This is a genomic window from Paenibacillus sp. ATY16, from assembly GCF_003399985.2.
Classification (GTDB): Bacteria; Bacillota; Bacilli; order Paenibacillales; family Paenibacillaceae; genus Pristimantibacillus; species Pristimantibacillus glycanilyticus.
Genome location: NZ_NMOK02000020.1, coordinates 13463 through 37754, shown reverse-complemented (window position 1 = coordinate 37754; position 24292 = coordinate 13463). Strand labels below are relative to the sequence as shown.

Here is a 24292-nt window from a genome sequence, read left to right as displayed (position 1 = left end):
GCCCTTAGACGGGATTGATCCGGCGAATTCTAAGCCATGTTTATGGGAGACGCAAACCTACACTCCTGGAATTGAAAAAAAAGAGCTGCCACTTAAGGTGACAGCTCTTTTTTGTTTACCAGCCGAGATTATCCTCGCGCGGGCGTTGTTCTTCCTTGATCAAAGTGTAGAGCTCACCGGCTTCATCCTTGCGGGTCGTCTCGGCAATTCGTTCGACGCGAACGGTTACCGTCTTCTGTCCGTATTGGATCGTAAGCTCATCCCCTGCTTTAACCGTGCTGCTAGCTTTCGCTTCACGGCCGTTGATCCAGACGCGTCCTTGCTCGGACACGTCCTTTGCTACCGTACGGCGCTTGATCAACCGGGATACTTTGAGGAATTTATCGAGACGCATGTATTACTTGATAGCGTCTTTCAGTTTGTTGCCTGCTTTGAATGCAGGAACTTTGGATTCTGGGATGGAGATTTCTTTACCCGTTTGCGGGTTGCGGCCAACGCGGCCGGAACGTTTACGAGTTTCGAAAGTACCGAAGCCGATCAATTGTACTTTGTCTCCGCCTGCAAGAGCGTCAGTAACTTCGCCGAGGAAGCCGTTCAGTACCGCTTCTACGTCACGTTTAGTCAAACCGCTTTTTGTTGCAATGTTGTTGATCAGATCTGTTTTGTTCATTATTAATATCCTCCTAAATTCAATTCGCCTGTTTTGTTCGGTCAGCGCTGCTACTGGGTGCTGCCGTTTGGTTGGTAATTTTAAGCATAAACACAAACACGTTGATACTTATTCTGCTTGTCTGTAAAAAAATCCTGCTGCACGAGTAAAAAAATTTACCGAAAGATGCAGAAATGTTGCGATTCGTGGCGAATCCGAGGCTCTATTGTCGCTTCGCTTCTTCCCACCAACGATCCATTTCTGTTAAATCAGTCTGGTCAAAAGTTTTGCCGTTTATACGAAGCTGCTCCTCAATATAAGAGAATCGGCTCTTAAATTTTGCATTGGTGCGAGAGAGAGCTTCTTCAGGATCCGCGTGGATAAAGCGAGAAGCGTTCACAACCGCAAACAGCAAATCTCCCAACTCTCCTGCCTGCTCTTCCGAATCCTTCGAATCTATCGCCTCGCGCAGCTCGCGAAGCTCCTCTTTTATTTTGGTCAGAACCGGCCCCAGATCCTTCCAATCAAAGCCAACCTTCGCCGCTTTCTTCTGAAGCTGGTAGGCCTTCATAAGCGCCGGCAGATCCTTCGGAATGCCGTCCAGCTGCGATTTGCGGGCATCGGCTTCGCCTTTCCTCTTCTTCTCCTCCGCCTTCATCTGCTCCCAGTTGACAAGCGCTTCGCCGGCATCCCCGGCGCTGCGGTCGCCAAACACATGCGGATGGCGGAAAATCAGCTTCTCGTTCAGGCTTTCGATAACGTCATAGACAGAGAATGCTCCCGTCTCCTCTTCCATCTGGCTGTGCAGCATCACCTGAAGGATCACGTCGCCAAACTCCTCCCGCATATTGTCGGGATCGTCGTTATCAATGGCTTCAAGCGCTTCATACAGCTCTTCGATGAAATTTTTGCGGATGGACTGATGCGTCTGCTCGCGGTCCCACGGACAGCCTTCGGGGCTGCGCAGAATAGCAACGATCTCATGCAGACGGTCGAACGTGCGGTTAAGAACGGCATCCTCTTCCGTACGGGGTACCCAAATCAGCGACAGATTGCCGAAGCCCGGCGTCCGGTCGAGCTCGTACAGCGGAACCTTAAGGATCTGTTCCTCGCCCGTTACTCCAAGCGCGTGACCAACAACAACCTCGTAGTCATCCGGGTAACGCTCCATCAGCGCGAGCTTTACATCCGATGCCGTATAAGCATCATAGACCTGCCCTATAATCGTATGTACGCGCGGCTGCACGTGAGCTGCCTTCAGCTCTGCCGCATCAAGCAGCGCAAAGCCTTCGATCGGATCAATGCCAAGACGGATAAAAGCCTGGTCAAGGAAGCTTTCCCCGCCGATAATTTCGAGCGTTATACCAGCCAGCGAGCAGCGCTCGCGCAGCAGCTGTACCGTGCGCTCCGCTACCATCGGATGCCCAGGTACGGCATACAGGATTGGCGCGGATGCCTCCTGCGCCTTGCGGACAAGCGTATCCGCTATTGTATCATAAACCTCCGGAAAGGTGTCATGCTGTTCATAAACGCTGTCAAAGGACGTGTAAGCCAGCTGATGCTCCCGCAGCAGCGACATCACCGGATGCTGCTCCGTACGGACGTAAATCGCCTCCGCCTCCCGCAGCCTCCGCCACACGCCAAGCGTTAATTGATCGGGATCGCCCGATCCCAGGCCAACTACCGTTATCGTTTGCGCCATATTCGTAATGCTCCTTCCTGCCACAAGCAGATTCTACAGGTAGTATACCATTTCTTGCATGGGGATTAATAATACCCGGTAACTGCAGACAACAATTAGCAGGCTTTTTGCCTGCTGCGGCCCGCGCTGACTGCTCATGTTGCTCCTTTCCCCCTCTTGCAGCGCAGCGACCGGGGAATCAGGTATACTAAAGGCAATAAGGAACGTAAAAGGAGATGGCTGCTCGTGAAAATCGTTATAGCACCGGATTCTTTCAAAGGCAGTTTGTCCGCCGCTTCGGCGGCGGACGCCATTGCTCAAGGCATCCGGCGGTGTCTGCCGGATGCCACCATCGTCAAGCTTCCGATCGCTGACGGCGGAGAGGGAACGCTCGACAGCCTACTCGCCGCTACGAGCGGTGAGCGCATAACCGTTACCGTAACCGGCCCGCTAGGGGCAAGCGTAAGCGCTTCTTACGGAATAATCGAACAGACGGCCGTTATTGAGATGGCGGAAGCTTCCGGCCTTTGCTTGCTGTCCGAGGAACAGCGTAACCCGGCCTTGACGACAACTTACGGGACAGGCGAGCTTATCCGCCACGCGCTGGACCGTGGTTGCCGGCGGTTTCTGCTCACCGTAGGCGGCAGTGCCACCAATGACGGCGGGACCGGCATGCTGCAGGCTCTAGGGATGCGGCTGCTGGATCCGCAGGGCAATTCCGTCCCGCCCGGCGGAGGGGCTCTAGCGGATATTGCGACGATTGACGACAGTCTATGGGATCCGCGCATTGCGGAGTCTTCTTTTGTTATCGCCACTGACGTGCAAAACCCGCTTATCGGGGAGCAGGGGGCTTCAAGCGTATTTGGTCCGCAGAAAGGCGCGTCTCACGAGACGGTAGACCTGCTAGAGCATGGGATGACGGCGTGGGCGGATCTAATCGAAGCGAAGACGGGAATCCGGCTTCACGAACGCCCTGGCGCAGGTGCAGCCGGCGGCTTGTGCGGCGCCTATCTGGCCTTCTTCCCCGCATCCGTTCGCCGCGGCATTGATGTCGTTCTGGAGCATGTACGTCTGGAGGAGTATCTAAACGGAGCGGATCTGGTCATAACCGGGGAAGGCCGCATCGATCACCAGACATCCTCCGGCAAAGCACCGATGGGCGTAGCCCAACTGTCCAAGAAGCATGGAGTACCTGCGATTGCGTTGGCGGGCTCCGTCGGCTCCGGCATTGATGTCCTGCATGCGGAGGGAATTAGCAGCGTGCACGGCATCATGAATACGCCAATGACCTTACAGGAAGCGATGGAGCGTGCCCCCATCCTGCTTGAGCAGTCGGCTGAGCAAGTTATCCGTGCTTTCCTGGCAGGACGCGCAAGCAAACCATAAAGGACCGGAGGGATATTCGAAATGAAATATGAGTGGAAAAAGAATAACAAGCGGCTTTATCTGCCCAAAAATCCCCCTTCCGTCATCGAAGTCCCCGCAATGAACTATTTCATGCTGAATGGCAAAGGCAATCCCAATCACCCGGAATTCGCAGAAGCGGTCGGAGTACTCTACTCCTTGTCCTACACCGTAAAAATGCTCCCTAAAAAAGGAGATGCGCCGGAGGGATATTACGAATACGCCGTTTTTCCGCTCGAGGGTATATGGGATCTGGAGGAGGAGGCCAGGCAAGCTGCCGTTCTCGACAAGGACAAGCTCGTCTACACCCTTATGATCAGGCAACCCGACTTTGTAACGGAGGGATTGGCACTTGAAGTCATCGAGACCGTCAGCAAGAAAAAGCCCCACCCGCTTCTAAGCAACGTAACGTTCGGACAGCTGAAGGAAGGTCTCTGCGTCCAAATGATGCATCACGGTCCTTACGATGACGAACCGGCCAGCTTCGAAAAGATGGAGCAGTATTGCGAGGAACAGGGGCTCCGGCGGATCTCCAAGCTCCATAAAGAAATCTACATATCCGATGCCAGAAAAACACAGCCGGAAAAACTAAAAACCGTCCTCCGTTTCCAGGCGGGGCGCAATTGATATTCCGTACGGGATTCTACTGATTGACGCATATGCGATCTCAGTTCAGAATTGTATCTCTTCCGGTTGCTGTTGCCCTTTTAAAGCTTGAACTAACTTGATTATACGAGGCTTTAAAATGGCAACGGCAAACGCTCCGCTCCTCCAGAGATACAATTCCTCACCTCCATCCATTGCTATTTAAACCACAATAGGCTGCCCACTAACCCGGGCAGCCGAATTATTTTAGGGACGGCCTGAGTCCACCAGGCCGCCAGGAAAAAAATCAGGCCGCCCCGATAGGAGTGGGCGGCCTGATTTACCTATAAAAACCGCGCTTGTGCGGTTTTTGATCGCGTTGCGATCGATAGATAGGGTAAAGGAAATATACTTACTGGAAGAGCGTAGCGCTTGCCTTTGTACCCATGAAATCTCGCCTGAGCGAGTTAATTCAAAATTTCATGGGTACAACAGCAACTGGAAGGAAGTATATTTTCTGTCCCGCCAGCATCGATTATGAGAATCGCGGCAGCCAATCCCCATGAGCCTCGATCAAATCGTCGCACAAAGCCACAATATCATCCATGGACAGCTCCGCCGAAGTATGAGGATCCAGCATAGCGGCATGGTAGACATGCTCTTTCTTCTGCGTCAGCGCCGCTTCAATCGTCAGCAGCTGCGTATTAATGTTCGTGCGGTTGAGCGCAGCCAGCTGCGGCGGCAGATCGCCGACATACGTCGGATTGATGCCCGAGCGGTCAACAAGGCACGGAACCTCTACGCAAGCTTCCTTCGGAAGGTTGGTAATCAATCCGGTGTTCATGACGTTGCCGCCGATTTTGAACGGTTTGCCCGTTTCAATGGCCTCCATAATATGGGAAGCGTATTCATGACTGCGTTTATGCTCGATATTGCTGTTGGCAAGCAACGATTCACGCATATTATTCCAGCCTTTGATCTGCTCGACGCAACGGCGCGGATACTCATCCAGCGGAATATTGAAGCGCTCGATCAGCTCCGGATAATTGCGCTTGATGAAGTACGGATGATACTCCGCGTTATGCTCGGACGACTCCGTGATGTAATAGCCGAACTTCAGCATCATTTCGAACCGGACCATGTCATGATGTTTCTCCTTCTGCTTCTCCGCCGCACGGCGCTTAATCTCCGGATAGAGATCCACGCCATCCTTCTTCACTTCAAGCAGCCACGCCATATGGTTGATGCCCGCAATCTTGGATTCCACTCCCGTAGCGTCCATTTCCAAGCTTCTAAACAGATCGGACACGCAAGCCTGCACGCTGTGGCACAAGCCCACCGTTCTAACGCCGCCCGCCGTCGACAGCACGTTCGTCAGAACCGCCATTGGATTGGTATAATTCATGAACAGAGCGTCCGGACATACCTCGCGCATATCCTTTGCAAAATCAAGCACAACCGGAATCGTGCGCAGATTGCGGAAAATACCGCCGATGCCAACCGTATCGGCAATCGTCTGGCGCAGCCCGTATTTTTTCGGAATCTCAAAATCCGTAATCGTACATGGATCGTAGCCGCCGACTTGAATGGCGTTGACCACATATTTAGCTCCGCGGAGCGCTTCTTTCCGATCGGAATAGGCTTTAACGACACAGCTGCTTCCGAGGGATGCTTTCATATTCAACAGCAGCTGCTCGGAATCGCGCAGCCGTCCCGCGTCAATATCGAATAAGGCAAGCTCGAAGCCTTGCAGGGCCTCCGTTGACATTACGTCACCAAGAACATTTTTCGCGAATACCGTGCTTCCCGCACCTAGAAAAGTAATTTTAGACATCTTTGCTTCCGCCTCCGTTTTCGTAAAAGGAATTGACTCCTCCACTATATATCCGAAGCAGGCAAGCGAACATGGCAAAGCCTCTTATTTATTTGTCATAATCCCATTTCCTTATGACGAGCCGCGCCGCCTTGTTTATAATAAAGAAATAAGCTGTGTACCATCCGCATTGGAGGGAACCGCCCTATGCCGTTAACCGAAATTTATCTGCCCAGTCCGGCAACAGAGCGTTATATGGACTTAAGCCTGCTCTTTTGGGGCAAGCAGGATTGCGATCCCGGGCATTATTGGGGTCCCGGTCTGCGCGATATGTATATTATTCATTACATCCACAGCGGCACCGGTCAATTCCGGTTAGGCGAGCTCAGCTATGAGCTGCATGCCGGCCAAGGCTTTCTTATCATTCCGGGCTCGCTTGTGCATTACAAAGCCGACGAGGAGAACCCCTGGACTTACTCATGGGTAGGACTTAAAGGACTTCATGCGAAATCGCTTCTGCAGCGGGCCGGACTTAGCTCCGCAAATCCGATATTTGAAGCGACGGAACAGAAGGGCTTTTTCGAATCCGTCTATGAGCAATTTCATCAAGCCCTTGAAGATCATCCCGGCAGCGGGGATCTATTCAGTCAAAGTCTTCTGTACCAGTACATGGCCCGGCTGGTTGCCTGCAATAAGATTCCCTCTGCTCCGGCGCATGCCGTTAATACGAAAGAAGCCTACATCAACAAAGCGGTTGCCTTTATCGAGAACAGTTACAGCCTTCCGATCTCCGTTCAGGACATCGCGAATTTCGTGGGGCTCGACCGCACTTACCTGTCCGGCTTATTCAAAGCGCAGCTGGGCGTATCCTTGCAGGCCTTCCTGCTCCGTTTCCGGATGAACCGGGCCGTTGAGCTTCTGCATCACCAAGAGCTTACCATTGGCGATATCGCCCGCTCCGTCGGATATACCGATCCGTTCCTGTTCTCGAAAATGTTCAAGAGAGTGATCGGTATCTCTCCCCGGGCATCCCGGGACCATATCAACCGCACCGCCACATAAAAAGGCTTGGTTTCCGTTACGATGCAACCTGCAGTCGGTTAACGGGAACCAAGCCTTCATTTTCGCCCTTATTATTGTTCCATTTGTTTTGCCAGGAACCCTGCCGCCGTCTCCACCATTTTGGTTTCCATCTGCGACATTTTAACCGCTTCGTCTTTGCTGAGCAGGACAACGGTGCCGATTGGATCTCCTCCTGCAACGATTGGTGCTGCTACATAAGCGGAGTATGTGTCGTGCATATCCTTAACGATCTCGTATGTGCCGGAAGCGCCTTCAATCGTCTTGCGGTTATCCATGCAGCCTTCCAGAATCGAGCCGATCTGCTTCTCCAGCAGTTCTTTTTTCGAAGCGCCGGCTACGGCAATAACCGTATCGCGGTCGGTAATGAGGGTAACATGGTTGGTGCTCTCGAATAAGGATTCGGCATACTCTTTGGCGAAGTCGCCAAGCTCACCGATTGGAGAGTATTTCTTCAGGATTACTTCACCATCGCGGTCAACAAATATTTCGAGCGGATCTCCTTCACGGATACGTAAAGTACGGCGGATCTCCTTCGGAATCACCACACGCCCGAGATCATCGATGCGACGTACAATTCCAGTTGCTTTCATTTCTTGTTGCCCCACTTTCCTAGAGGATTTTAAGTCACTGGATACGATTAGCCTTCATAACAAGCGATTGACGCCCACCTCGTTCATAACCCAAGGGTTAAAGCGTTCTCGCGGAAAAAGAATGATTCAGCTAGCGGAGCGCCTATTCTAAAGCTGCCGTTATGCTGGTTGTGATTCGGCGGCTCTTATGTCTAGCGCGTTCGATAACGAATTCTTTTGTGAATCTGACCATAGTATTCATCGGCTCCCAATTTCTTATGCACGGCCATCCGCCGCTTCCCGCGGGTTTCCTGCTGAAGCCAGGCAATCTCGGACAGATGTGTAAGACAATCCGTAAAGCACCATTTAAAGCATTCCCTTCTATGCCAAAAACCTTGCTTCATTTCCTTCTTTTTAATAATTAACCCCACTAATTGTTCCACGTGAAAAAATCCATTCATGAGAAAACCGCCGTTCCACCCTATAAAAGATGGAACGGCGGTTGCCAAACATCACTCATTATTAGCCGGATTGCTGGGCGCTGGCTTAGGCAGCCTTCCGGCTTTGCCAAGCGCCTCCCGGAGCAAAAACTCGATATGCCCGTTCACGCTGCGGAATTCATCATTCGCCCATTTCTCGATGGCACGGTGTAAATCTGGATCGAGCCGGAGCGCAAAAGCTTTCTTATCTTTCCCCATTGGTCTGTCCTCTTAGGAGTACAGCGTGCCCGTATTAATAACCGGCGTTGCCCCCCGGTCGGATACAATGGCAACCATCAGATTGTTGACCATTGCCGCGCGACGCTCCTCATCCAGCTCGATTCCGTTCTCCGCCAGCTGCTTCAATGCGGAATCCACCATGCCAACCGCGCCTTCCACAATTCTTTGACGTGCCGACACGATTGCAATCGCCTGCTGGCGCTGCAGCATGGCGTTTGCGATCTCCGGCGCGTAGGCCAGATGCGTCAGGCGGGTCTCCAGCACTTCTACGCCGGCTACGGCCAGACGATTCTGCAGTTCATTCATCATCTCCGCCGCTACTTCATCCGCATTGCCGCGCAGCGACTGCTGTGCGGAGTCGGTGAAGGTATCGTAAGGATATTGGGCAGCGATATGGCGAACAGCCGTCTCGCTCTGAATTTCCACGAAGCGCTCGTAGTTATCCACGTCAAAGGAGGCCTTAGCGGTCTCCGTCACTTTAAATACTACAACGGCGCCAATCTCAACCGGATTGCCTTCCGCGTCATTCACCTTCAAGGTCTGGCTGTTGAAGTTGCGGACTTTCATCGACACCTTCTTTTTGTTCGTGAACGGTACTACAATCCACAAGCCGCTCATACGGACCGTACCTACGTACGTACCGAAGAACGTAATCACCTTCGCTTCATTCGGCTGAACGATTGTGAGCGAGGATATTGCCACGATAAAGACCACCTCAAGCAATATCCCAAGAACAATCAGGAAAACGTTCGGGACCAGTTGATCGGAGCCAAATATAATAAGTGCGATACCTCCGGCAAAAGAAATAATCGCGGCGAGCAATGCGAGGAATCCGTTTACGTGCCAAGCCTTATATTCCTTCATAAGAACACCCCTTATATTGTTTTGATATAATCATGATATCACTTTTTACAAATACAAGAAAGTCCTTCATCAAAAAAAGCTGATCCATCATTTGCATGATGGGATCAGCTTTCAGTAAAGGCTTTTATATTTATTTAGCTGCAGGAGATTCCGATGCAGCCGGGGATTCAGACGCCGCTGGGGACTCCGAAGCACCTGGAGATGCGGATGCACCTGGCGATGCGGATGCTTCAGGAAGCGTGATTTTCACGTCTTGCTTCGGCATTTCGTCCGTCATGAACGTATTCATGTGGTTGTAAGCCACCACGCTTTGTACTTCTTGCTTCTGCTCGTCCGTAATTTTGTCGTACGCTACTTGGTCGCGTTTTTCAACTTCGATAACATGATAGCCGTATTCGGTCTCAACCGGATCACCGATTTTGCCTACTGGCTGCGTCAGAGCCGCATTTTTGAAGCCCTCTACCCAATCCGAAGCTTTCGCGTCCTTGTATTCGCCGCCGCTATCCTTGGAGCCTGTATCGTCGGAATACTCTTTCGCAAGGGCTGTCCAATCTCCGCCTGCATCAAGCTTCGCTTTCACTTCTTTTGCGCGGGCCAGAGCTTCTTCTTTCGTGCGGAGCGTCTTCGTGGAATCCGAAGGGTCCGTTGTTGCTACGAGAATATGACGAACGGTTACCGGATTGTAGTTGCCGATGTTCTTTGCGTACTCGGCTTTCATCTCGTCGTCCGTTACCTTCGAATTCATATGCTCAACCACAACCAGCATCAGGTTGAGGTAGGTTCTTATGTCAGCTGTCGATATTTTTTTGTCGTCAAGCTTCTTTTTAACGTCGGCGTTCGTTTTAAGCGTATCTTCAAAGCTCTTCATTTGCTCGTCCGTTTGATCGCCCGCTTTTTTGAGCGTTGCTTCCGTAGCTTGCTTGGCAAGGATCTTGTACGAAATGAATTGCTGCAGCAATTGCTCCTTGAATTGCGGGATTGCAATCACTTGCTCGTAGCCCGGCTGCATGATGTTGAAGATATCCAGGTACTTGTTGAACTCCGCTTCTGTGACGTTGCCGTCTTTGTAGGTTGCAACGACAGTACCTTTGCCTGCCCCCGCGAAAGTGAGGCCCGTGGAGCCGCCCTCGTTATCTTTCTTGCCTCCGCAAGCCGCCATGATCGTCATGACCAGCACTGCCGCGATTACGAGCAGTGCGCTTCTGCGCCATGTCGATTTGCGTTTTGTGTGCAACATGTTGAATCCCCTTTCAATATGAGAAGTTTATTGTATTGTAACAGAAAACGACAAGGCTTGACCACAAGGTTGTAACAGCTGCCCCGCGCAAGGAGGAGCAGCCCGGCATTCGAAGCGCTGATTTTCCCTCAGCTTTTTGCGTCCTGCAGCGCTTCTTCGCCCTTTCTCGCATCCTTGAATTTCTTCAGGAAGCCCTCAAGAAGCTGGACCTTCTGATCCATCTCAAGCCCTTTGCCGCGCAGCAGAAGCGTTGGATACTCATCCTGGATTGCGCCTTGGCGGAACCGGTTCTCGTACTGCACGCACAGCTGATCCACCAGCTTGCGGTCAATCTGCTTCTTCTCGCGTTCGCTGAAGCGGACGATAAGGTCATCGCCCTTCTGGCTAATCTGTTCAATGCCGTATTGCGTGCCGTATACCTTAAGCCGCGCAACCGAGAGCAGATTGTCCACGGCCTGCGGCAGATTGCCGAAACGGTCGATCAGCTCCTCTGCCAGATCCTCCGCTTCGTCAATCGACGTAACGGTAGCCACTTTCTTGTAGATCTCGATCTTCTGGATGCTGTCGTAAATATAATCGGAAGGCAAGTAAGCGTCGATGCTGACATCGATCAGCGTGCTGACGCGGCGCTCTTCCTTCACTTCCACGCCTTCCATCTCCGCCTTGCGCTTCGCAATCTCGTCAGCCAGCATCTGCGAATACAGATCAAAACCGACGGAGGCGATAAAGCCATGCTGCTCCGCTCCAAGCAAATTACCCGCTCCGCGGATGGAAAGGTCGCGCATCGCGATCTTGAAGCCGGAGCCCAGCTCCGTAAATTCCTTGATCGACTGCAGGCGCTTCTCCGCCACCTCGGTGAGCACCTTGTCCCGTTGATAGGTGAAATAGGCGTAAGCAATCCGGTTCGAACGGCCAACCCTGCCCCGCAGCTGATACAGCTGGGAGAGGCCCATTTTGTCCGCATCGTGCACGATCAGCGTATTTACGTTCGGAATATCGACGCCTGTCTCGATAATGCTCGTGCTGACTAGCACGTCGGACTCGCCGTCCAGGAAGTCCAGAATCGTCTTCTCGAGCTCCTGCTCCGACATTTGGCCGTGACCGACCGCAACCTTGGCATCCGGCACAAGCGCATTGATCTGCTCGGCCATCTGGTAAATCCCTTGCACGCGGTTATATAGGTAGTAAACCTGCCCGCCGCGGGCAAGCTCCCGCTCAATCGCTTCGCGCACGAGCGAGGTGCTGTATTCGACCACGTAAGTCTGCACCGGGAAACGGTTCTCCGGCGGCGTCTCGATGACCGACAAATCGCGAACGCCCAGCATAGACATATGCAAGGTTCGCGGAATAGGCGTAGCGGTCAGCGTCAGCACGTCGACATTGGTCTTCAGCTTCTTGAGCTTCTCCTTATGCGACACGCCGAACCGCTGCTCTTCGTCGACGATAAGCAGACCCAAGTCTTTAAAAATAACATCCTGCGACAGTAAGCGGTGCGTGCCGATCACTACATCGACCGTACCCGCCTTCAAGCCCTTCATCGTATCGTTCTGCTCCTTGCGGGAACGGAACCGGCTTAATACCTGAATGTTGAACGGATATCCGGAGAATCGTTCCCGGAAGGTTTCGTAATGCTGCTGGGCAAGAATGGTCGTTGGCACTAGAATAGCTACCTGCTTCCCTTCGATTGCCGCCTTGAAAGCGGCGCGAACCGCCACTTCGGTCTTGCCGTAGCCTACATCGCCGCAGAGGAGACGATCCATCGGCTGCGGCTTCTGCATATCCTTCTTGATCTCTTCGATCGCCCGCAGCTGATCGCGCGTCTCATCGTAAGGAAACATCGCTTCGAATTCGTTCTGGTAGGCCGTATCCTGGCCGAAAGCGAATCCGGGCGCCGACTGACGCTCCGCGTACAGCTTGATCAAGTCATCGGCAATATCCTGAACGGAAGCGCGTACTTTATTTTTCGCCCGTACCCATTCGCTGCCGCCCAGCTTATTGATCTTCGGCTCCTTCTCTTCGGAACCGACGTATTTCTGAATCATGTCGACCTGCTCGACCGGCACGGACAGCTTATCGCCGCCGGCATACAGGATATGCAGGTAGTCCTTATGAATGCCGCCGATCTCCAGCGTGCCGATACCGACGTATTTGCCGATACCGTGGTTCTGGTGAACGACGTAATCGCCGACCTTCAGCTCGGTATAGCTCTTGATCCGCTCGGCATTGTCGATCTTCTTATCCATCCGGCGCGCCTTGCGCTGCTTCTGCGAGAACATCTCGCCTTCCGTAATAATGACAAGATGCGAAGAGGGCAGCTCAAAGCCGGATTGAAGATTACCCTCAATCAGGATCGGAGGCTCGATATGGTAATCCTGCAGCACGCGGCGGATCCGGTCGAGCCGCTCGGCGTTGCCGCCCAGCATCATCACCTTCGCGCCGGTCTTTTTCCACCGCTCCATCTCCGCCTTGAGCACATTCATCTGCCCATGGAAGTTCTGCATCGCGCGGCTCGTCATATTCAGGATATTTTGAGGCTGCGAATGCGGGATTTGACGCAGGAAAAGCGACATAAACAGCGTTTGGAACTTCCGGTGATGCAGAATCTCATCCGATTCCCGGGCAAGCGTAAAGCTTGGCAGCGATTTGCCGTTGGAGAGCAGATGGGTCGACCATTCGGCCTCATCCCGCTCCAGCTGGCGGCCCGTCTCGATCAGCCTTGTCGGCTCATCCAGGATTAGAACCGTATCCTCCGGCATATAGTCCAGAATGGTCTGTCTTTCCGGGTACAGCAAGGATATATATTTATAGATTTCAGGAAAATAGACTTGCTCCCGCAGCTTCTCGATCTCGCCGCCGATTTCCTGACGGAGGCGATCCTTCGCCATGCGGTCCGTCATTTTGTCGAGCTGCTGGGCAAGAAGAGTCGCCGCATGCTCCGCCGCAGCGCTAAAGCGCCGCTGGTCGGCAACGATCTCCTGACAAGGCGTTACGGTAAACGTCTGCAGGTTATCAAGCGAACGCTGGTCGGAAGGGTCGAAGGTGCGAATGGAATCTACCTCGTCTCCAAACCATTCGATCCGGTACGCGAGCTCCGCCGTGAGCGGATAAAAGTCCACGATACCGCCCCGTACGCTCATCTCGCCTTTGGACTCCACGCGGTCCGCGCGGACATAGCCAAGACCGGTCATTTGGCGCAGGAAATCATCCAGTTCAATCGTGTCGCCAACCTTTACCGTAATCTTGGCATCGGACATAACCCCTTTAATCGGCTGATAACGCCGAATGCCGGAGAACGGAACGACAATAATCCCGCGGAAGCCTTCGGACAGCTTGATCAGCACATCCATGCGCTGCGCCAGCGTCTCAGGACTTGAGATCGCCGCTTCGGCAGCTACCAGCTCATTCGCGGGATATAACAATACATCATCGGCAGAGATGCATTCCTGCAAATCCTCTGCAATTTTCTGTGCGGCATACATATTATGCGTGACAACAAGCAGCGGACGGTCTAGATCATCCTTCACCGCCGCAACGAGTACTTGCCTGGAAGAGCCCGCAAGTCCCGATATCATCTGTTCGCGCATTCCTTTGCGGACGCCGGCTATAATCGATTGTACATCCGGATCCGCGGCAAAAGCCTGTACTAACGCTTTCAATCGTGAAGGCACCCCGTTTCTATACACAAGACAAAAGGCAAAGAAATAGAAGCTTTATTTTACAATAGGAATCATCGAAAAGAAGCCTCAGCCGAATGCCAAGGCTACGAACGCTATTGCGTTACATTACTGCAGCGGATTTACGACGAGCAAAAGCTCCGGGTTTGCTTCCAGCGCCTCGCGGCAGTAGTCGCAAACAACCTTAACCGTAATATCGCCGTTCGAGTTATACGCTATTATATCGCTGCGCTCTTCGGGGGTCAAGAAATGGAAACCGAGCCGCGACTCTGAAATTTCCTTCTCCTCTATGGTCCCCATCGGCGTCCGGCAGTGCCGGCAAATATAGTTCACAGCCATATGTATGCCTCCTGAAGAATAGTTATACCCTTCAGTATGCCCGTTTTGTCCGAGCTTAGGCGGTTACTTGTTAAACTTGGCCATCGTATTGTCGAAGCTCGCCTTCAGACTATACTCCACCGCGTCGCAGGCCTGTTCAATCATGCTCTTCAGCGCTTCCTGCTCGCTCTTCGGGAAATTATCGAGCACGTAGTCGGCAATGTTGCGGCCCGGCTGCGGACGCGAGACGCCCATTCGGATCCGGTTGAACTGCTGCGTGCCCAAATGCTGAATAAGCGACTTGATGCCGTTATGGCCTCCTGCGCTGCCCTGATAACGAAGCCGGACTTTGCCGACCTCCGTATCCATATCATCGTAAACAATAAGTCCGTCTTCCAGATCAGCCTTGAAGTAATCCATGAAGCTCCGGACAGACTCCCCGGACAGATTCATATACGTCATCGGCTTAATAAGGACAACCTTCGTGCCTTGTACATTTCCTTCGCCAATCAAAGCTTTGCATTTGCTCTGCGTCACTTGAATGTTCCAGCGCCGAGCCAGCTCGTCTATGACCATAAAGCCTACATTGTGCCGCGTGCTTTGATAGGTTGTGCCGGGATTCCCCAGCCCTACAATCCACTTCATGCTATCCTGCTCTCCAATCTCATTTTGCGTATGTCTATATTCATTCTACACGATGGGCAATATTCCCTGCACGAAAGGAAGAAACGGTATCTTCCCGCGGAGGGCAGATACCGTTTGTCCATTCCTTTATTTTGCGAAATCAACCTCGTGCATTTGCGCTTCCGTGGAACGCGATACCGCTTCCTTCGCTTCCACTTCCTGCGCCTCCGCTTCCTCGGCCGTCAGGTCCTTCTGAGGTACCAGAACCGTCACGAGCACCGCCGAAGGATCGGTCATAATCGTTACGCCAGCCGGAGCCTGAACGTCTCCCACCAGATAGCTGCTTCCCATCAGAAGGCCGGTTACGTCAACCGGAATCGAATCCGGAATGCTTCCCGGCAGGCAGCGCACCTCCAGCTCATGCAGCAAAGCCTGCACGATGCCGCCCTCGCACTCGCCCTGCGAGTCCCCAACCAGATCGATACGGACATGAGTTGTTACTTCCTCATTCATATTGATTTGCTGGAAATCAACATGGATCAGCTTACGCGACAGCTTCTCGCGCTGTACGTCGGCAATCATGACCGACTGTTTGCCCGCGCCCGGAATGTCCAGGTCGATGACCGCATTCGGATGGGAACGCAGCAAAGCGAGCAGCTCCTTCTCCTGAATGGCCACGGAAGCCGGGGAAGCGAGCTGCTTGCCGTAAACGATGCCGGGTACCCGGCCGCTTGCCCTCAAGCTGCGGAGTTCGCTCTTCATGGTTGTATTTCTTTGTTCTGCCGTCATTGCTATGGACATCGGGATAGGAACCTCCTAAAAAGTCAATTTCCATATCACTTTGCCCAACTGCTGGAAAACCTATTCTTTCTTGCTTCTTTCTTTCTTCGCTTTCGCGCGGGCACGGATCTTATCCGCATAACCTGCTTTGTTCTCCTGACGCTGACGAGCAATCGCCAGATCCCCGGAAGGAACGTCATGAGTGATGGTCGATCCGGCTACGACGTAAGCGCCCTCGCCAAGCTTCACCGGTGCGATCAGATTGACGTTGCTGCCTACAAAAGCATTGTCGCCGATCTCCGTAATCGCTTTGTTGAAGCCGTCGTAATTGACCGTAATCGCTCCGCAGCCGATGTTGACGTCTTTGCCGACTACGGCATCGCCCACATAGCTCAAATGGGACACTTTGCTGCCGTCGCCAAGCGTAGCGTTTTTCAGCTCGACGAAATCTCCGACCTTGCAACCCTCGCCAAGCTTCGATCCCGGACGCAGGTTCGCGTAAGGACCAACCGTGCTGTCCTTGCCCACAACCGAATCGGCAACCGTCGAATATTTTACGGCAGCGCCGTTTTGAATCTCGGAATCGGTGATATCAGCCTGAGGCCCGATTTCGCAATCCTCGCCGATAACCGTTTTGCCGCGCAGAACGGTGCCCGGATATATAATCGTATCCGCTCCAATGCGCACATCGGCTTCAATGTACGTATTCGCGGGATCAATAATCGTTACACCTTCAATTAAATGCCTGCGGTTAATGCGCTCGCGCATGAATCGTTCGGCTTCCGCCAGCGCTACGCGGTCGTTTACCCCAATCGCTTCCGCCAGGTCCGGCGTGCAATAAGCTTGAACCGTATCGCCGGCATTGCGGAAAATACCGATAACATCGGTCAAATAGTATTCGCCTTGCGCATTCTCGTTCTTCACTTCCGCCAGAGCCGCGAACAGCTTCTTGTTGTCGAAGCAATACGTACCCGTGTTGATTTCCTTCACCGCTGCTTCTTCGGCCGAGCAATCCTTCTGCTCGACAATGCGCTGTACGGCGCCGTCCGCGCCGCGAATAACGCGTCCGTAACCCGTCGGATTATCGAAGGATGCAGTCAGAACCGTTGCTGCCGCGCCGGTGGATGTATGCAATGCCAGCATCGATTGAATGGTCTCCGCCCGTACAAGCGGAGTATCGCCGCAAATGACGATCGTTGTGCCTTCCTCCGAACCGAGAAGCGCTTCTGCTTGGCGTACGGCATGGCCGGTGCCCAGCTGCTGCTCCTGCAGCACGTATTCCGCGCGGTCGCCGAGGTAGCCTTTTACCATTTCCGCCCCGTGGCCAACGATAACTACCGTACGCTCGCTCTTTGCTTCATTAACCGTATCGAGCACATGGCCAACCATCGGTTTGCCGCTCACTTGATGAAGAACCTTATATAGTTTCGATTTCATCCGCTTGCCTTGACCGGCAGCCAATACAATCGTCATTACCTTCAATTGAAATTCCTCCTACACTACCTATTTTGAATGTTGTTATTTATAAGTTTGGATGTCCTATGAATAAATTACGCAAAAGTACGCGTTCCGCCACCTTGTAAAAGACTATATCCCATTATACACAAAAAGAAAAGAGAGCCTCACGGCCCTCTTTTCTATTATCCCTTTGTTAAAACGGCGTCCGCCGTCCCGACAAAGGGACGCAATTCCGTTACTTAAAGGATAGGCTTAAGCTCCTTCTTCAATTGCCACTTCTTCCACTGCCGCACGCTCGTATTCAGCGAGTACAGCAGCTTGGATTTTCTCCCGGGTCGTCGAAGAGATTGGGTGAGCGATATCCCGGAATTCTCCATCTGGCGTACGTTTGCTAGGCATAGCCACAAACATGCCATTGTTACCATCGATGACGCGAATATCGTGAACAACGAATTCATTGTCAATGGTGATAGAAGCAATAGCTTTCATACGCCCTTCCGAATTTACACGGCGGAGTCTGACATCAGTAATTTGCACTTGTGTTCACCACCTTTGCCTATCTGAGACTTGGTGTATACTTCCACATTTTTGTGCTAATTCCTTCTGCTTTTTTGGAAAAAAATGCGATATTTAAAATATTTTTTTACAGATAATTTTTTTTCGTTTCTATTCGACAACAGTCGATGCAATGAGCTCGATTTCGACAAGCACATCCTTCGGAAGCCGCGCCACTTCAACCGCGGAGCGTGCTGGCTTATGGTCGCCGAAGTACGAAGAATAGATGCCGTTAACAATTGCAAATTGATTCATGTCTTTCATAAATACTGTTGCTTTTACAACATTATTTAATGTTACTCCTGCTTCTTCTAATACTGCCTGTAAATTACGGAAAACCTGTTGCGTCTGTTCCTCGATTCCGCCCTCTACCAATTGGCCCGATGCGTCCAGCGGAATTTGACCGGAGGTGAACAGCAGATCCCCCACCTTAATAGCCTGCGAATACGGCCCGATTGCAGCCGGCGCTTTATCTGTAGCGATTACTTGCAGCTTTTTGTCTGTCATTGCGAATTCCCAACCTTTCTATTCATGTAATTCAAGCAAAGCGGCTGCGCCGCTATGCTCTTTTATTTGAAATAGTTGCCCGGAATAACTTTTGTCTGCTTCGTCTTCAGATCGACGGCCGTCAATGTCGCAAGCGATACGTAATCCTCGAGCAGGCGCTCTTCATGCTCCACTTCGCCCGATTCTACAAATACGCCCACGCCCGCTACGGTCGCCTTGAATTCGTAAAGCAAATCCATCATCCCTTGTATCGTACCGCCGGCTTTCATGAAATCATCAATAATAAGGACGCGGGACTGCTCCTTGAGGGCACGTCTGGCGAGGGACATCGTCTGGATCCGTTTGTTGGAGCCGGAAACGTAGTTGATGCTTACCGCCGAACCTTCCGTGACTTTATTATCTCGTCTTACAATCACAACCGGCAGATTGAGGCAAGCAGCCGTTGCGTAAGCAAGCGGAATTCCTTTGGTCTCAACCGTCATAATCACGTCAATATTTCGGTCAGCAAAAGCTGTCGCAAACATTCGTCCAACATCAGCCAGCAGCTCCGGTTGTCCCAGCATATCGGTCATATACAAATAACCGCCCGGAAGTACCCTCTCAGGCTGTTCCAGTTGGCGGCAAATGTTGTCCATAATCGATAAAGCCGTGGAAGTATGCATCTTAGGCGTATATTTAACGCCTCCTGCAGCACCGGCAAGCGTATTTAATTCACCGAAGCCTTCTTCTTCGAAGACCTCTTTTATAATGGCCAAATCTTCACTGATGGAAGATTTCGCGGACTGATAGCGATCAGCAAATGCTGTGAGCGAAATTAACGTGTGGGGACGACTCAGCAAATATTGCGTCATCTCTACCAGTCTTGCGCTTCGCTTCAATTTTTTCAAAGCCATTCCCCCCACTAAATCCGAATAATATAAAGTCAATATAACATTTTTATACGGATTTAATCAAGAAAAACGTCAGCATTATGTCAGCATTCTTACCACGTAGACTTCCTTGCAGAATCCGCGAAGTCCATTATAGATACGTGGAAGCTTGGCTTCCTTCGAGACTAAACCAAACACCGTTGGTCCGCTGCCCGACATGAGGACGCCATCGGCACCTAACTTTTGCATGCTTTCTTTCAGCTGCAGCACTTCCGGATATAAATCCAAAGTCACATTCTCGAGCACATTGCCGAGTCCGGCGCAGATATCCGTGAAGGACCCGCGTTCGATGGCCGATACCATCTCCTTCGTTGAAGGATGGTTCTTCAGCTCATTGGCACGCAGTTTTCCGTATACATCGGCCGTTGATACGTTAATAGGAGGCTTGGCCAATACGACCCAGCACTGCGGCGGATTGCTGATGCGCTCCAGCTTCTCCCCGCGTCCGCGCGCTATCGCGGTACCGCCCGTTACGCAGAACGGTACGTCGGAGCCAAGCTCCGCGCCGAGGCGGCAAAGCTCGTCCTCCGATATATTTAGCTGCCACAGGCGGTTCAGCCCGCGCAGCGCGGCGGCAGCGTCGCTGCTGCCCCCGGCCAGCCCCGCGGCTACCGGAATCTTTTTATCCAGATGTATATATACGCCCTTACGGACGTCGTAACGCTCTTTGATCAGACGCGCAGCCTGGAAGGCCAGGTTCTTCTCGTCAAGCGGTATGTATCCAGCCTGGCTCGATATAATAATCGTATCCCTCGGCAGCTCCTCCAGCTCCAGACGGTCAGCCAGATCGACCATCGTCATGATCATCTCGACTTCATGGAATCCGTCCTCCCGCTTCCGCAGGACATCGAGCAGCAGGTTTATTTTCGCCGGAGCCTTTTCGTAAATTTTCATGGCAAGCTCTCCCGTTCGTTGTTAGCTAAGCAACATTATAACAAACGGGCACAAGAAAAGCTAAGAGGTCAACGCTGGCCTTAAACGCCCCGTTCTCTTAGCTTTTCTGACGGCTGTATTTCCAGTCTATTGCTGTCCGTGGTTTCTGGCTGCGGCCTGCTCCGCGAGCTGAATTGCCCGCTTTACCATGTTGCCGGCATCCTTTGTGCTAATACCGCCCCAGCCTTCTTGTTCCACCTTGTTGATGAAACCCAGATCCTTCGCCAGCTCGTATTTCAGTTGCTCGGACATGACACTTCTTCTGCGGCCCATATTCCGTGCACCTCCTGTCCTTAGAAAGGTATGTGATTGCGGTTTAGTATGTGCCAAGCAGACGATCGATTATGCAGCAGACTGAACTCAAACAACCTCCGATATGAAAAAAAACGCGAATCCAATTGATCCGCGTTTAAGCATGCTGCATGCATCTATTGTTGAATATGGGTGATTCGGACTTGACCTTCGTCATTGCACACGGTCACTTCAACCGACTCTGTCAGTATATCCGCATAACTGTAGGAAACGCGCTTAAACGCGTGAGACTCCTGGTCCAGTTTGACAATGAAAACAGAAGGGTAGATTTCTTCTAACGTGCCGGTGCGTTCGATGGTCTTTCGCCGGCCACCGTTAGCTCGAAGACGGATTTTGGAGCCTACGTGGGCTTCCAAATTGCGTTTAATTTCCAATAGCGCGTTTTTTGCCATTGTCCACTACCACCTCTTTCCTTGTCCATTATAACCAGAAAGAGGAGGTTTGTCAAATGAAGCAAAATATTATATCAGCGTTTTTATTTTCTTGTCAACGGTTTTTTCGCCCATTTTTTCGGATTTGGTGCATATTCTCATAAAAAGTGTACATATTAAGACGTTATCTTCATGCTTGCCGTGGAATGGGTCACTTTTTTCGGCTTCGGCAGCCCCATCCGGTGCCTGCCCATCGTCTCAATTCCGCCTACCCCGTCAATCCCGCTGATAGTCCCGTGAATCACGTCCGAGAGGTTGATTGACTCCCTGACAGACGTATAGCTTGCTTTAATTGCAATATATACAGGATCCAAGGCATGGATCAATATTCTTCCCGGGGAGCTCGCGAAGTTGGAGCCCGACTGCAGCAGCGCTTCAAAATGCGATTGGCATGCGCCGGCTACCACAACAAGCCCATCCATATTCTTTTCGTATTGGCGGGCAACGCGCACGGCATTTACGAAATGCTGCGAATTTTTATAGCTGCTCAGGCTATACAGATCTTCGCCCTCGCGGTTTTTGAGGACTCCGTCATGACCGGTGATCACAACGATATCCGGCTTTACCTGCGGCAGCAAACGATACAGCAGCTGTGCCATCTGCGATTCGTGAGCGTGCACGCCATGCGCGGGCACCTTCATCGTTTGGTACAACTGCATGCTTTTCCGTAAGTAGTTGCCGTCTCCGTCCAAATGAAGCACCTTACCCGGCAATTCGAAATAAGACTGGCTTTGCTGTTGCAAAGCAGCTCGGTCAGGGCTTGATAACACCGTAAGATGCGCCTTCTCCTGCCGCATCCGTTTAAGAGAGTCGTTCACTTTAATCTTCACTTGCTGCCGCGCGCTTGTCGCTTCCGGGTCCCGAACAACCGACAAGTCGGGAATTGGCGCATCCGCAAGCAATCGGTAATCCGTGCCTTTCAATAAAGCTTGATCGGATCGCATCTCTTCAACTCGGAACAGCACGTCACCGCCATAGGAATTGCGGACGACCAGGTCCCCTTGCTTCATGGGTAAATCACCTCTTCGTCTATCGTATGGGTGGAGGGAGCGGAATGTGCGGAGAAAATTGTGCGTATGGGCTTGGGCGAGTGGTTGGGGAAAGCCCACGGATGGCTCCGGCTGCCGCTTTGAGGGACTGGGTAACTCCCAACGGCCACTGTTGCCTGTACATTGCTTGAACTAATGCCACATGGGTGGCAATGTACAGGCAAAGGCGGACTAAAAACTTTCCAAGGGAAAGTTACTTCGGAAGCATACGCTCCGCTCCTTATGGGAGTTACCCCTTACCCTCTTGCGGGTAGCCTCCGCTTCCCAATTGCCTCCCACATTCCTTGTGGGAGGCAGAGGCTGCCCGCGCTACTGCGCCTGGTGCGGCGTTATGGCGGGCGGGCGTATTGCCTGCCCGCTGTTATAAATGAATAGCAACGCTTGCTTGCTATATACAGGTGCCATAAACGTTTTACACACCGTTGCTCCATGCAGCACAATGGAGTAATAACTACGCCCAAAAGTGCAGCAAACTATAGACAGCTTAGAGTGCAAGGAAAGGCAACAACCGGCAGCTACATCACTTCTGAGGTCTTTCGGCAATTCACTCAATGTAGGACGACGTGTTTTAACTTTGCAGCACTCTGTGCGCTTTTGCAGCTTATTGGTGTACGTCGCCCGTCACCGAATTTGCCAGTTAGCCGATCGCGGCGCTTTCTATGCCCCCTAGGGAGTAAAGAGTGTTCCACCTGAAGTTAAAATTCGCGGTATTCAAACTATCCCCCATTCCCTTACTTGCATATTGCCCGGGTAATGGTGGAGCGAGGGTGAGGCCGTGTAAGTCGGTTTTTTCATGCTACAGGATCTTTAAGCGGTGTGCTTAGTATTCTTTGTGGGCTGTAAGAGGAAATTTTCGTGTTGCTGGGCCTCCGGAGGACAAATGAAGCGAAGATAAAGCTGTGTAAGTCGGTTTTCCGTGTTGCTGAGGCCATAGTGGATGGAGCAAACGACAGTAGAGTCGTGTAAGTCGTTTTTTCCACGTTACAGGAACATCAGATAGCCGACAGATCTCAGTGGGATACTCTGAACGGATGAGCGGGCTGTTTGGGGGCCACAGTGCCCCCTTACAGGCCCGAGCACCCGCACGGCGCTTCGCAGCCGTGCCAAGGCCCTCCCTGCCCGCCACTCCGGCGGCGGGCGCGGCCACAACAAAGCCGGCGGCGCTAAACGCTCGCCGCCGGCTCAAACAAGGCTCGGCCGCTAACAGCAGGCCGAGCTAACCCCGCCAGCCCGCCGCCAGGAAGGCGCGGCTGATGCGGGCGAACTCGTCGAGGGACAAGGTCTCCCCTCGACGGCCAGGATCAATCTCGCAGCCGATAAGCAGCTGCGTCATTTCCTCGCGGCGTTCCTTGCCCACGAACGCCGTCAGATTGTTCGCCAGCGTTTTGCGGCGCTGGGCGAAGCTCGCCTGGACGATGCGGAAGAAATGCGCCTCGTCCTCCACATCCACCGGCGGCTTCTCGCGCACCGCCAGCTTGATGACAGCCGAGTCGACATTCGGCTGCGGAATAAATACCGTATGCGGCACGATGCAGACAAGCTGCGGCTCGCAGTAATACTGCACGGCTACGCTCAAGCTGCCGTACTCCTTGCCGCCCGGCTTCGCCGCCATCCGCTCCGCGACTTCCTTCTGAATCATGACGACGATGTTCTCGAGCGGCAGACGCTCTTCCAGCAGCTTCATCAGAATCGGAGTCGTCACGTAATACGGCAGGTTCGCCACGACGCTTACGCCAGTCACGTCAGCGAAACGCTCCTCGAACAGCTTTTTCAGGTCCAGCTTAAGCACGTCGCCGTGCACGACCTTCACATGCTCCTCGCCCGCCAGAATGTCGCCCAGAATCGGAATAAGCCGATTGTCGATCTCAATAGCCGTCACCGTGCCCGCCGCCGCAGCCAGATGCTGCGTGAGCGCGCCGATGCCCGGACCGATCTCAAGAGCGCCCTTCGTCTTGTCGAGTCCGGCCGCGCTTACGATCTTGTGTAAAATATTTTGATCAATCAAGAAGTTCTGGCCCAAGCTCTTCTTAAACGAGAAGCCATACTTCGCGATAATTTCCTTCGTGCGTTTCGGCGTTGCTACTTCAATCGCCTTCATATCGTTTCCGCTCATACCGT

The 24292-nt window shown here is 52.5% G+C and carries 24 protein-coding genes; 3 read left to right on the top strand and 21 right to left on the bottom strand.

The window, feature by feature from the left end; translation table 11 throughout:
- Window positions 1-115: 115 nt before the first annotated feature.
- The 3 genes from CFI03_RS11565 to yabN all read right to left on the bottom strand — a co-directional run bounded on the left by CFI03_RS11565 (window position 116) and on the right by yabN (window position 2351).
- Window positions 116-394, bottom strand: a complete 279-nt coding sequence (locus CFI03_RS11565; RefSeq protein ID WP_012772052.1) for an RNA-binding S4 domain-containing protein — start codon at window positions 392-394, stop codon at window positions 116-118.
- Window positions 395-397: 3 nt separating this feature from the next.
- Window positions 398-670 (bottom strand): HU family DNA-binding protein, encoded by a 273-nt coding sequence (locus CFI03_RS11560; RefSeq protein ID WP_012772051.1) that lies wholly within the window; start codon window positions 668-670, stop codon window positions 398-400.
- 202 nt (window positions 671-872) lie between these two features.
- Window positions 873-2351: a bifunctional methyltransferase/pyrophosphohydrolase YabN gene (gene yabN / locus CFI03_RS11555; protein ID WP_248757498.1), complete on the bottom strand. Its 1479-nt coding sequence runs from the start codon at window positions 2349-2351 to the stop codon at window positions 873-875.
- Window positions 2352-2576: 225 nt separating this feature from the next.
- Between yabN and CFI03_RS11550 the strand changes: the two genes are divergently transcribed.
- Window positions 2577-3716 carry a glycerate kinase gene (locus CFI03_RS11550; protein ID WP_248757497.1) on the top strand — a complete coding sequence of 380 codons (1140 nt, stop codon included), beginning with the start codon at window positions 2577-2579 and terminating at the stop codon, window positions 3714-3716.
- A gap of 21 nt (window positions 3717-3737) precedes the next feature.
- Window positions 3738-4361: a GyrI-like domain-containing protein gene (locus tag CFI03_RS11545; protein ID WP_248757496.1), complete on the top strand. Its 624-nt coding sequence runs from the start codon at window positions 3738-3740 to the stop codon at window positions 4359-4361.
- Between the two features lie 493 nt (window positions 4362-4854).
- Here CFI03_RS11545 and melA read toward each other — a convergent pair whose 3' ends face one another.
- A complete protein-coding gene (melA, locus tag CFI03_RS11540; protein ID WP_248757495.1) occupies window positions 4855-6153 on the bottom strand; it encodes an alpha-glucosidase/alpha-galactosidase in 1299 nt (432 codons plus the stop codon).
- A gap of 186 nt (window positions 6154-6339) precedes the next feature.
- On the opposite strand from melA, the gene CFI03_RS11535 reads away from it, so the two are divergent.
- Window positions 6340-7194 carry an AraC family transcriptional regulator gene (locus tag CFI03_RS11535; RefSeq protein WP_248757494.1) on the top strand — a complete coding sequence of 285 codons (855 nt, stop codon included), beginning with the start codon at window positions 6340-6342 and terminating at the stop codon, window positions 7192-7194.
- Between the two features lie 71 nt (window positions 7195-7265).
- On the opposite strand, the gene spoVT is transcribed toward CFI03_RS11535, so the two are convergent.
- The 17 genes from spoVT to rsmA all read right to left on the bottom strand — a co-directional run bounded on the left by spoVT (window position 7266) and on the right by rsmA (window position 24287).
- Window positions 7266-7805 (bottom strand): stage V sporulation protein T, encoded by a 540-nt coding sequence (gene spoVT, locus CFI03_RS11530; protein ID WP_201008795.1) that lies wholly within the window; start codon window positions 7803-7805, stop codon window positions 7266-7268.
- Window positions 7806-8296: 491 nt separating this feature from the next.
- The gene (locus tag CFI03_RS11525) at window positions 8297-8482 is read right to left on the bottom strand and encodes a type II toxin-antitoxin system antitoxin (protein WP_248757493.1); all 186 of its coding nucleotides are present in this window, start codon (window positions 8480-8482) and stop codon (window positions 8297-8299) included.
- A 12-nt stretch (window positions 8483-8494) separates the two neighbouring features.
- Window positions 8495-9367, bottom strand: coding sequence for an SPFH domain-containing protein (locus tag CFI03_RS11520; RefSeq protein ID WP_248757492.1), 873 nt, complete (start codon window positions 9365-9367; stop codon window positions 8495-8497).
- A 130-nt stretch (window positions 9368-9497) separates the two neighbouring features.
- Window positions 9498-10604, bottom strand: coding sequence for a peptidylprolyl isomerase (locus CFI03_RS11515; protein WP_248757491.1), 1107 nt, complete (start codon window positions 10602-10604; stop codon window positions 9498-9500).
- A 128-nt stretch (window positions 10605-10732) separates the two neighbouring features.
- On the bottom strand, window positions 10733-14260 hold the full coding sequence (gene mfd, locus CFI03_RS11510; protein ID WP_248757490.1) for a transcription-repair coupling factor: 3528 nt from the start codon (window positions 14258-14260) through the stop codon (window positions 10733-10735).
- Between the two features lie 126 nt (window positions 14261-14386).
- Window positions 14387-14617: an anti-sigma-F factor Fin gene (gene fin, locus CFI03_RS11505; RefSeq protein ID WP_012772040.1), complete on the bottom strand. Its 231-nt coding sequence runs from the start codon at window positions 14615-14617 to the stop codon at window positions 14387-14389.
- Window positions 14618-14680: 63 nt separating this feature from the next.
- Window positions 14681-15241: an aminoacyl-tRNA hydrolase gene (pth, locus tag CFI03_RS11500; RefSeq protein WP_127497012.1), complete on the bottom strand. Its 561-nt coding sequence runs from the start codon at window positions 15239-15241 to the stop codon at window positions 14681-14683.
- 126 nt (window positions 15242-15367) lie between these two features.
- Window positions 15368-16021 (bottom strand): 50S ribosomal protein L25, encoded by a 654-nt coding sequence (locus CFI03_RS11495; RefSeq protein ID WP_248757489.1) that lies wholly within the window; start codon window positions 16019-16021, stop codon window positions 15368-15370.
- Window positions 16022-16081: 60 nt separating this feature from the next.
- Window positions 16082-17482, bottom strand: a complete 1401-nt coding sequence (glmU, locus tag CFI03_RS11490; protein ID WP_283094506.1) for a bifunctional UDP-N-acetylglucosamine diphosphorylase/glucosamine-1-phosphate N-acetyltransferase GlmU — start codon at window positions 17480-17482, stop codon at window positions 16082-16084.
- 228 nt (window positions 17483-17710) lie between these two features.
- Window positions 17711-17995, bottom strand: a complete 285-nt coding sequence (spoVG, locus tag CFI03_RS11485) for a septation regulator SpoVG (protein ID WP_012772036.1) — start codon at window positions 17993-17995, stop codon at window positions 17711-17713.
- 129 nt (window positions 17996-18124) lie between these two features.
- Window positions 18125-18520: a RidA family protein gene (locus tag CFI03_RS11480; protein WP_248757488.1), complete on the bottom strand. Its 396-nt coding sequence runs from the start codon at window positions 18518-18520 to the stop codon at window positions 18125-18127.
- A 62-nt stretch (window positions 18521-18582) separates the two neighbouring features.
- Window positions 18583-19407, bottom strand: coding sequence for a pur operon repressor (gene purR, locus CFI03_RS11475; RefSeq protein ID WP_012772034.1), 825 nt, complete (start codon window positions 19405-19407; stop codon window positions 18583-18585).
- Between the two features lie 81 nt (window positions 19408-19488).
- Window positions 19489-20343 (bottom strand): 4-(cytidine 5'-diphospho)-2-C-methyl-D-erythritol kinase, encoded by an 855-nt coding sequence (ispE, locus tag CFI03_RS11470; protein WP_201008801.1) that lies wholly within the window; start codon window positions 20341-20343, stop codon window positions 19489-19491.
- A gap of 126 nt (window positions 20344-20469) precedes the next feature.
- Window positions 20470-20655, bottom strand: a complete 186-nt coding sequence (locus tag CFI03_RS11465) for a small, acid-soluble spore protein, alpha/beta type (RefSeq protein ID WP_012772032.1) — start codon at window positions 20653-20655, stop codon at window positions 20470-20472.
- A gap of 155 nt (window positions 20656-20810) precedes the next feature.
- A complete protein-coding gene (veg, locus tag CFI03_RS11460; protein ID WP_012772031.1) occupies window positions 20811-21086 on the bottom strand; it encodes a biofilm formation stimulator Veg in 276 nt (91 codons plus the stop codon).
- Between the two features lie 155 nt (window positions 21087-21241).
- The gene (gene yabG / locus CFI03_RS11455; protein WP_127497025.1) at window positions 21242-22135 is read right to left on the bottom strand and encodes a sporulation peptidase YabG; all 894 of its coding nucleotides are present in this window, start codon (window positions 22133-22135) and stop codon (window positions 21242-21244) included.
- Between the two features lie 1255 nt (window positions 22136-23390).
- On the bottom strand, window positions 23391-24287 hold the full coding sequence (rsmA, locus tag CFI03_RS11450) for a 16S rRNA (adenine(1518)-N(6)/adenine(1519)-N(6))-dimethyltransferase RsmA (RefSeq protein ID WP_283094505.1): 897 nt from the start codon (window positions 24285-24287) through the stop codon (window positions 23391-23393).
- Window positions 24288-24292: the final 5 nt, after the last annotated feature.

Excerpts from the sequence above, each read along its gene's own strand:
- melA (WP_248757495.1), bottom strand. The coding sequence starts at position 6,153 with ATGTCTAAAATTACTTTTCTAGGTGCGGGAAGCACGGTATTCGCGAAA.
- pth (WP_127497012.1), bottom strand. The coding sequence starts at position 15,241 with ATGAAGTGGATTGTAGGGCTGGGGAATCCCGGCACAACCTATCAAAGC.
- spoVT (WP_201008795.1), bottom strand. The coding sequence starts at position 7,805 with ATGAAAGCAACTGGAATTGTACGTCGCATCGATGATCTCGGGCGTGTG.
- fin (WP_012772040.1), bottom strand. The coding sequence starts at position 14,617 with ATGGCTGTGAACTATATTTGCCGGCACTGCCGGACGCCGATGGGGACC.
- CFI03_RS11520 (WP_248757492.1), bottom strand. The coding sequence starts at position 9,367 with ATGAAGGAATATAAGGCTTGGCACGTAAACGGATTCCTCGCATTGCTC.
- rsmA (WP_283094505.1), bottom strand. The coding sequence starts at position 24,287 with ATGAGCGGAAACGATATGAAGGCGATTGAAGTAGCAACGCCGAAACGC.
- CFI03_RS11525 (WP_248757493.1), bottom strand. The coding sequence starts at position 8,482 with ATGGGGAAAGATAAGAAAGCTTTTGCGCTCCGGCTCGATCCAGATTTA.
- CFI03_RS11515 (WP_248757491.1), bottom strand. The coding sequence starts at position 10,604 with ATGTTGCACACAAAACGCAAATCGACATGGCGCAGAAGCGCACTGCTC.
- CFI03_RS11565 (WP_012772052.1), bottom strand. The coding sequence starts at position 394 with ATGCGTCTCGATAAATTCCTCAAAGTATCCCGGTTGATCAAGCGCCGT.
- CFI03_RS11495 (WP_248757489.1), bottom strand. The coding sequence starts at position 16,021 with ATGTCCATAGCAATGACGGCAGAACAAAGAAATACAACCATGAAGAGC.
- CFI03_RS11560 (WP_012772051.1), bottom strand. The coding sequence starts at position 670 with ATGAACAAAACAGATCTGATCAACAACATTGCAACAAAAAGCGGTTTG.
- CFI03_RS11465 (WP_012772032.1), bottom strand. The coding sequence starts at position 20,655 with ATGGGCCGCAGAAGAAGTGTCATGTCCGAGCAACTGAAATACGAGCTG.
- CFI03_RS11480 (WP_248757488.1), bottom strand. The coding sequence starts at position 18,520 with ATGACAGACAAAAAGCTGCAAGTAATCGCTACAGATAAAGCGCCGGCT.
- veg (WP_012772031.1), bottom strand. The coding sequence starts at position 21,086 with ATGGCAAAAAACGCGCTATTGGAAATTAAACGCAATTTGGAAGCCCAC.
- CFI03_RS11535 (WP_248757494.1), top strand. The coding sequence starts at position 6,340 with ATGCCGTTAACCGAAATTTATCTGCCCAGTCCGGCAACAGAGCGTTAT.
- ispE (WP_201008801.1), bottom strand. The coding sequence starts at position 20,343 with ATGAAAATTTACGAAAAGGCTCCGGCGAAAATAAACCTGCTGCTCGAT.
- yabN (WP_248757498.1), bottom strand. The coding sequence starts at position 2,351 with ATGGCGCAAACGATAACGGTAGTTGGCCTGGGATCGGGCGATCCCGAT.
- CFI03_RS11545 (WP_248757496.1), top strand. The coding sequence starts at position 3,738 with ATGAAATATGAGTGGAAAAAGAATAACAAGCGGCTTTATCTGCCCAAA.
- yabG (WP_127497025.1), bottom strand. The coding sequence starts at position 22,135 with ATGAAGCAAGGGGACCTGGTCGTCCGCAATTCCTATGGCGGTGACGTG.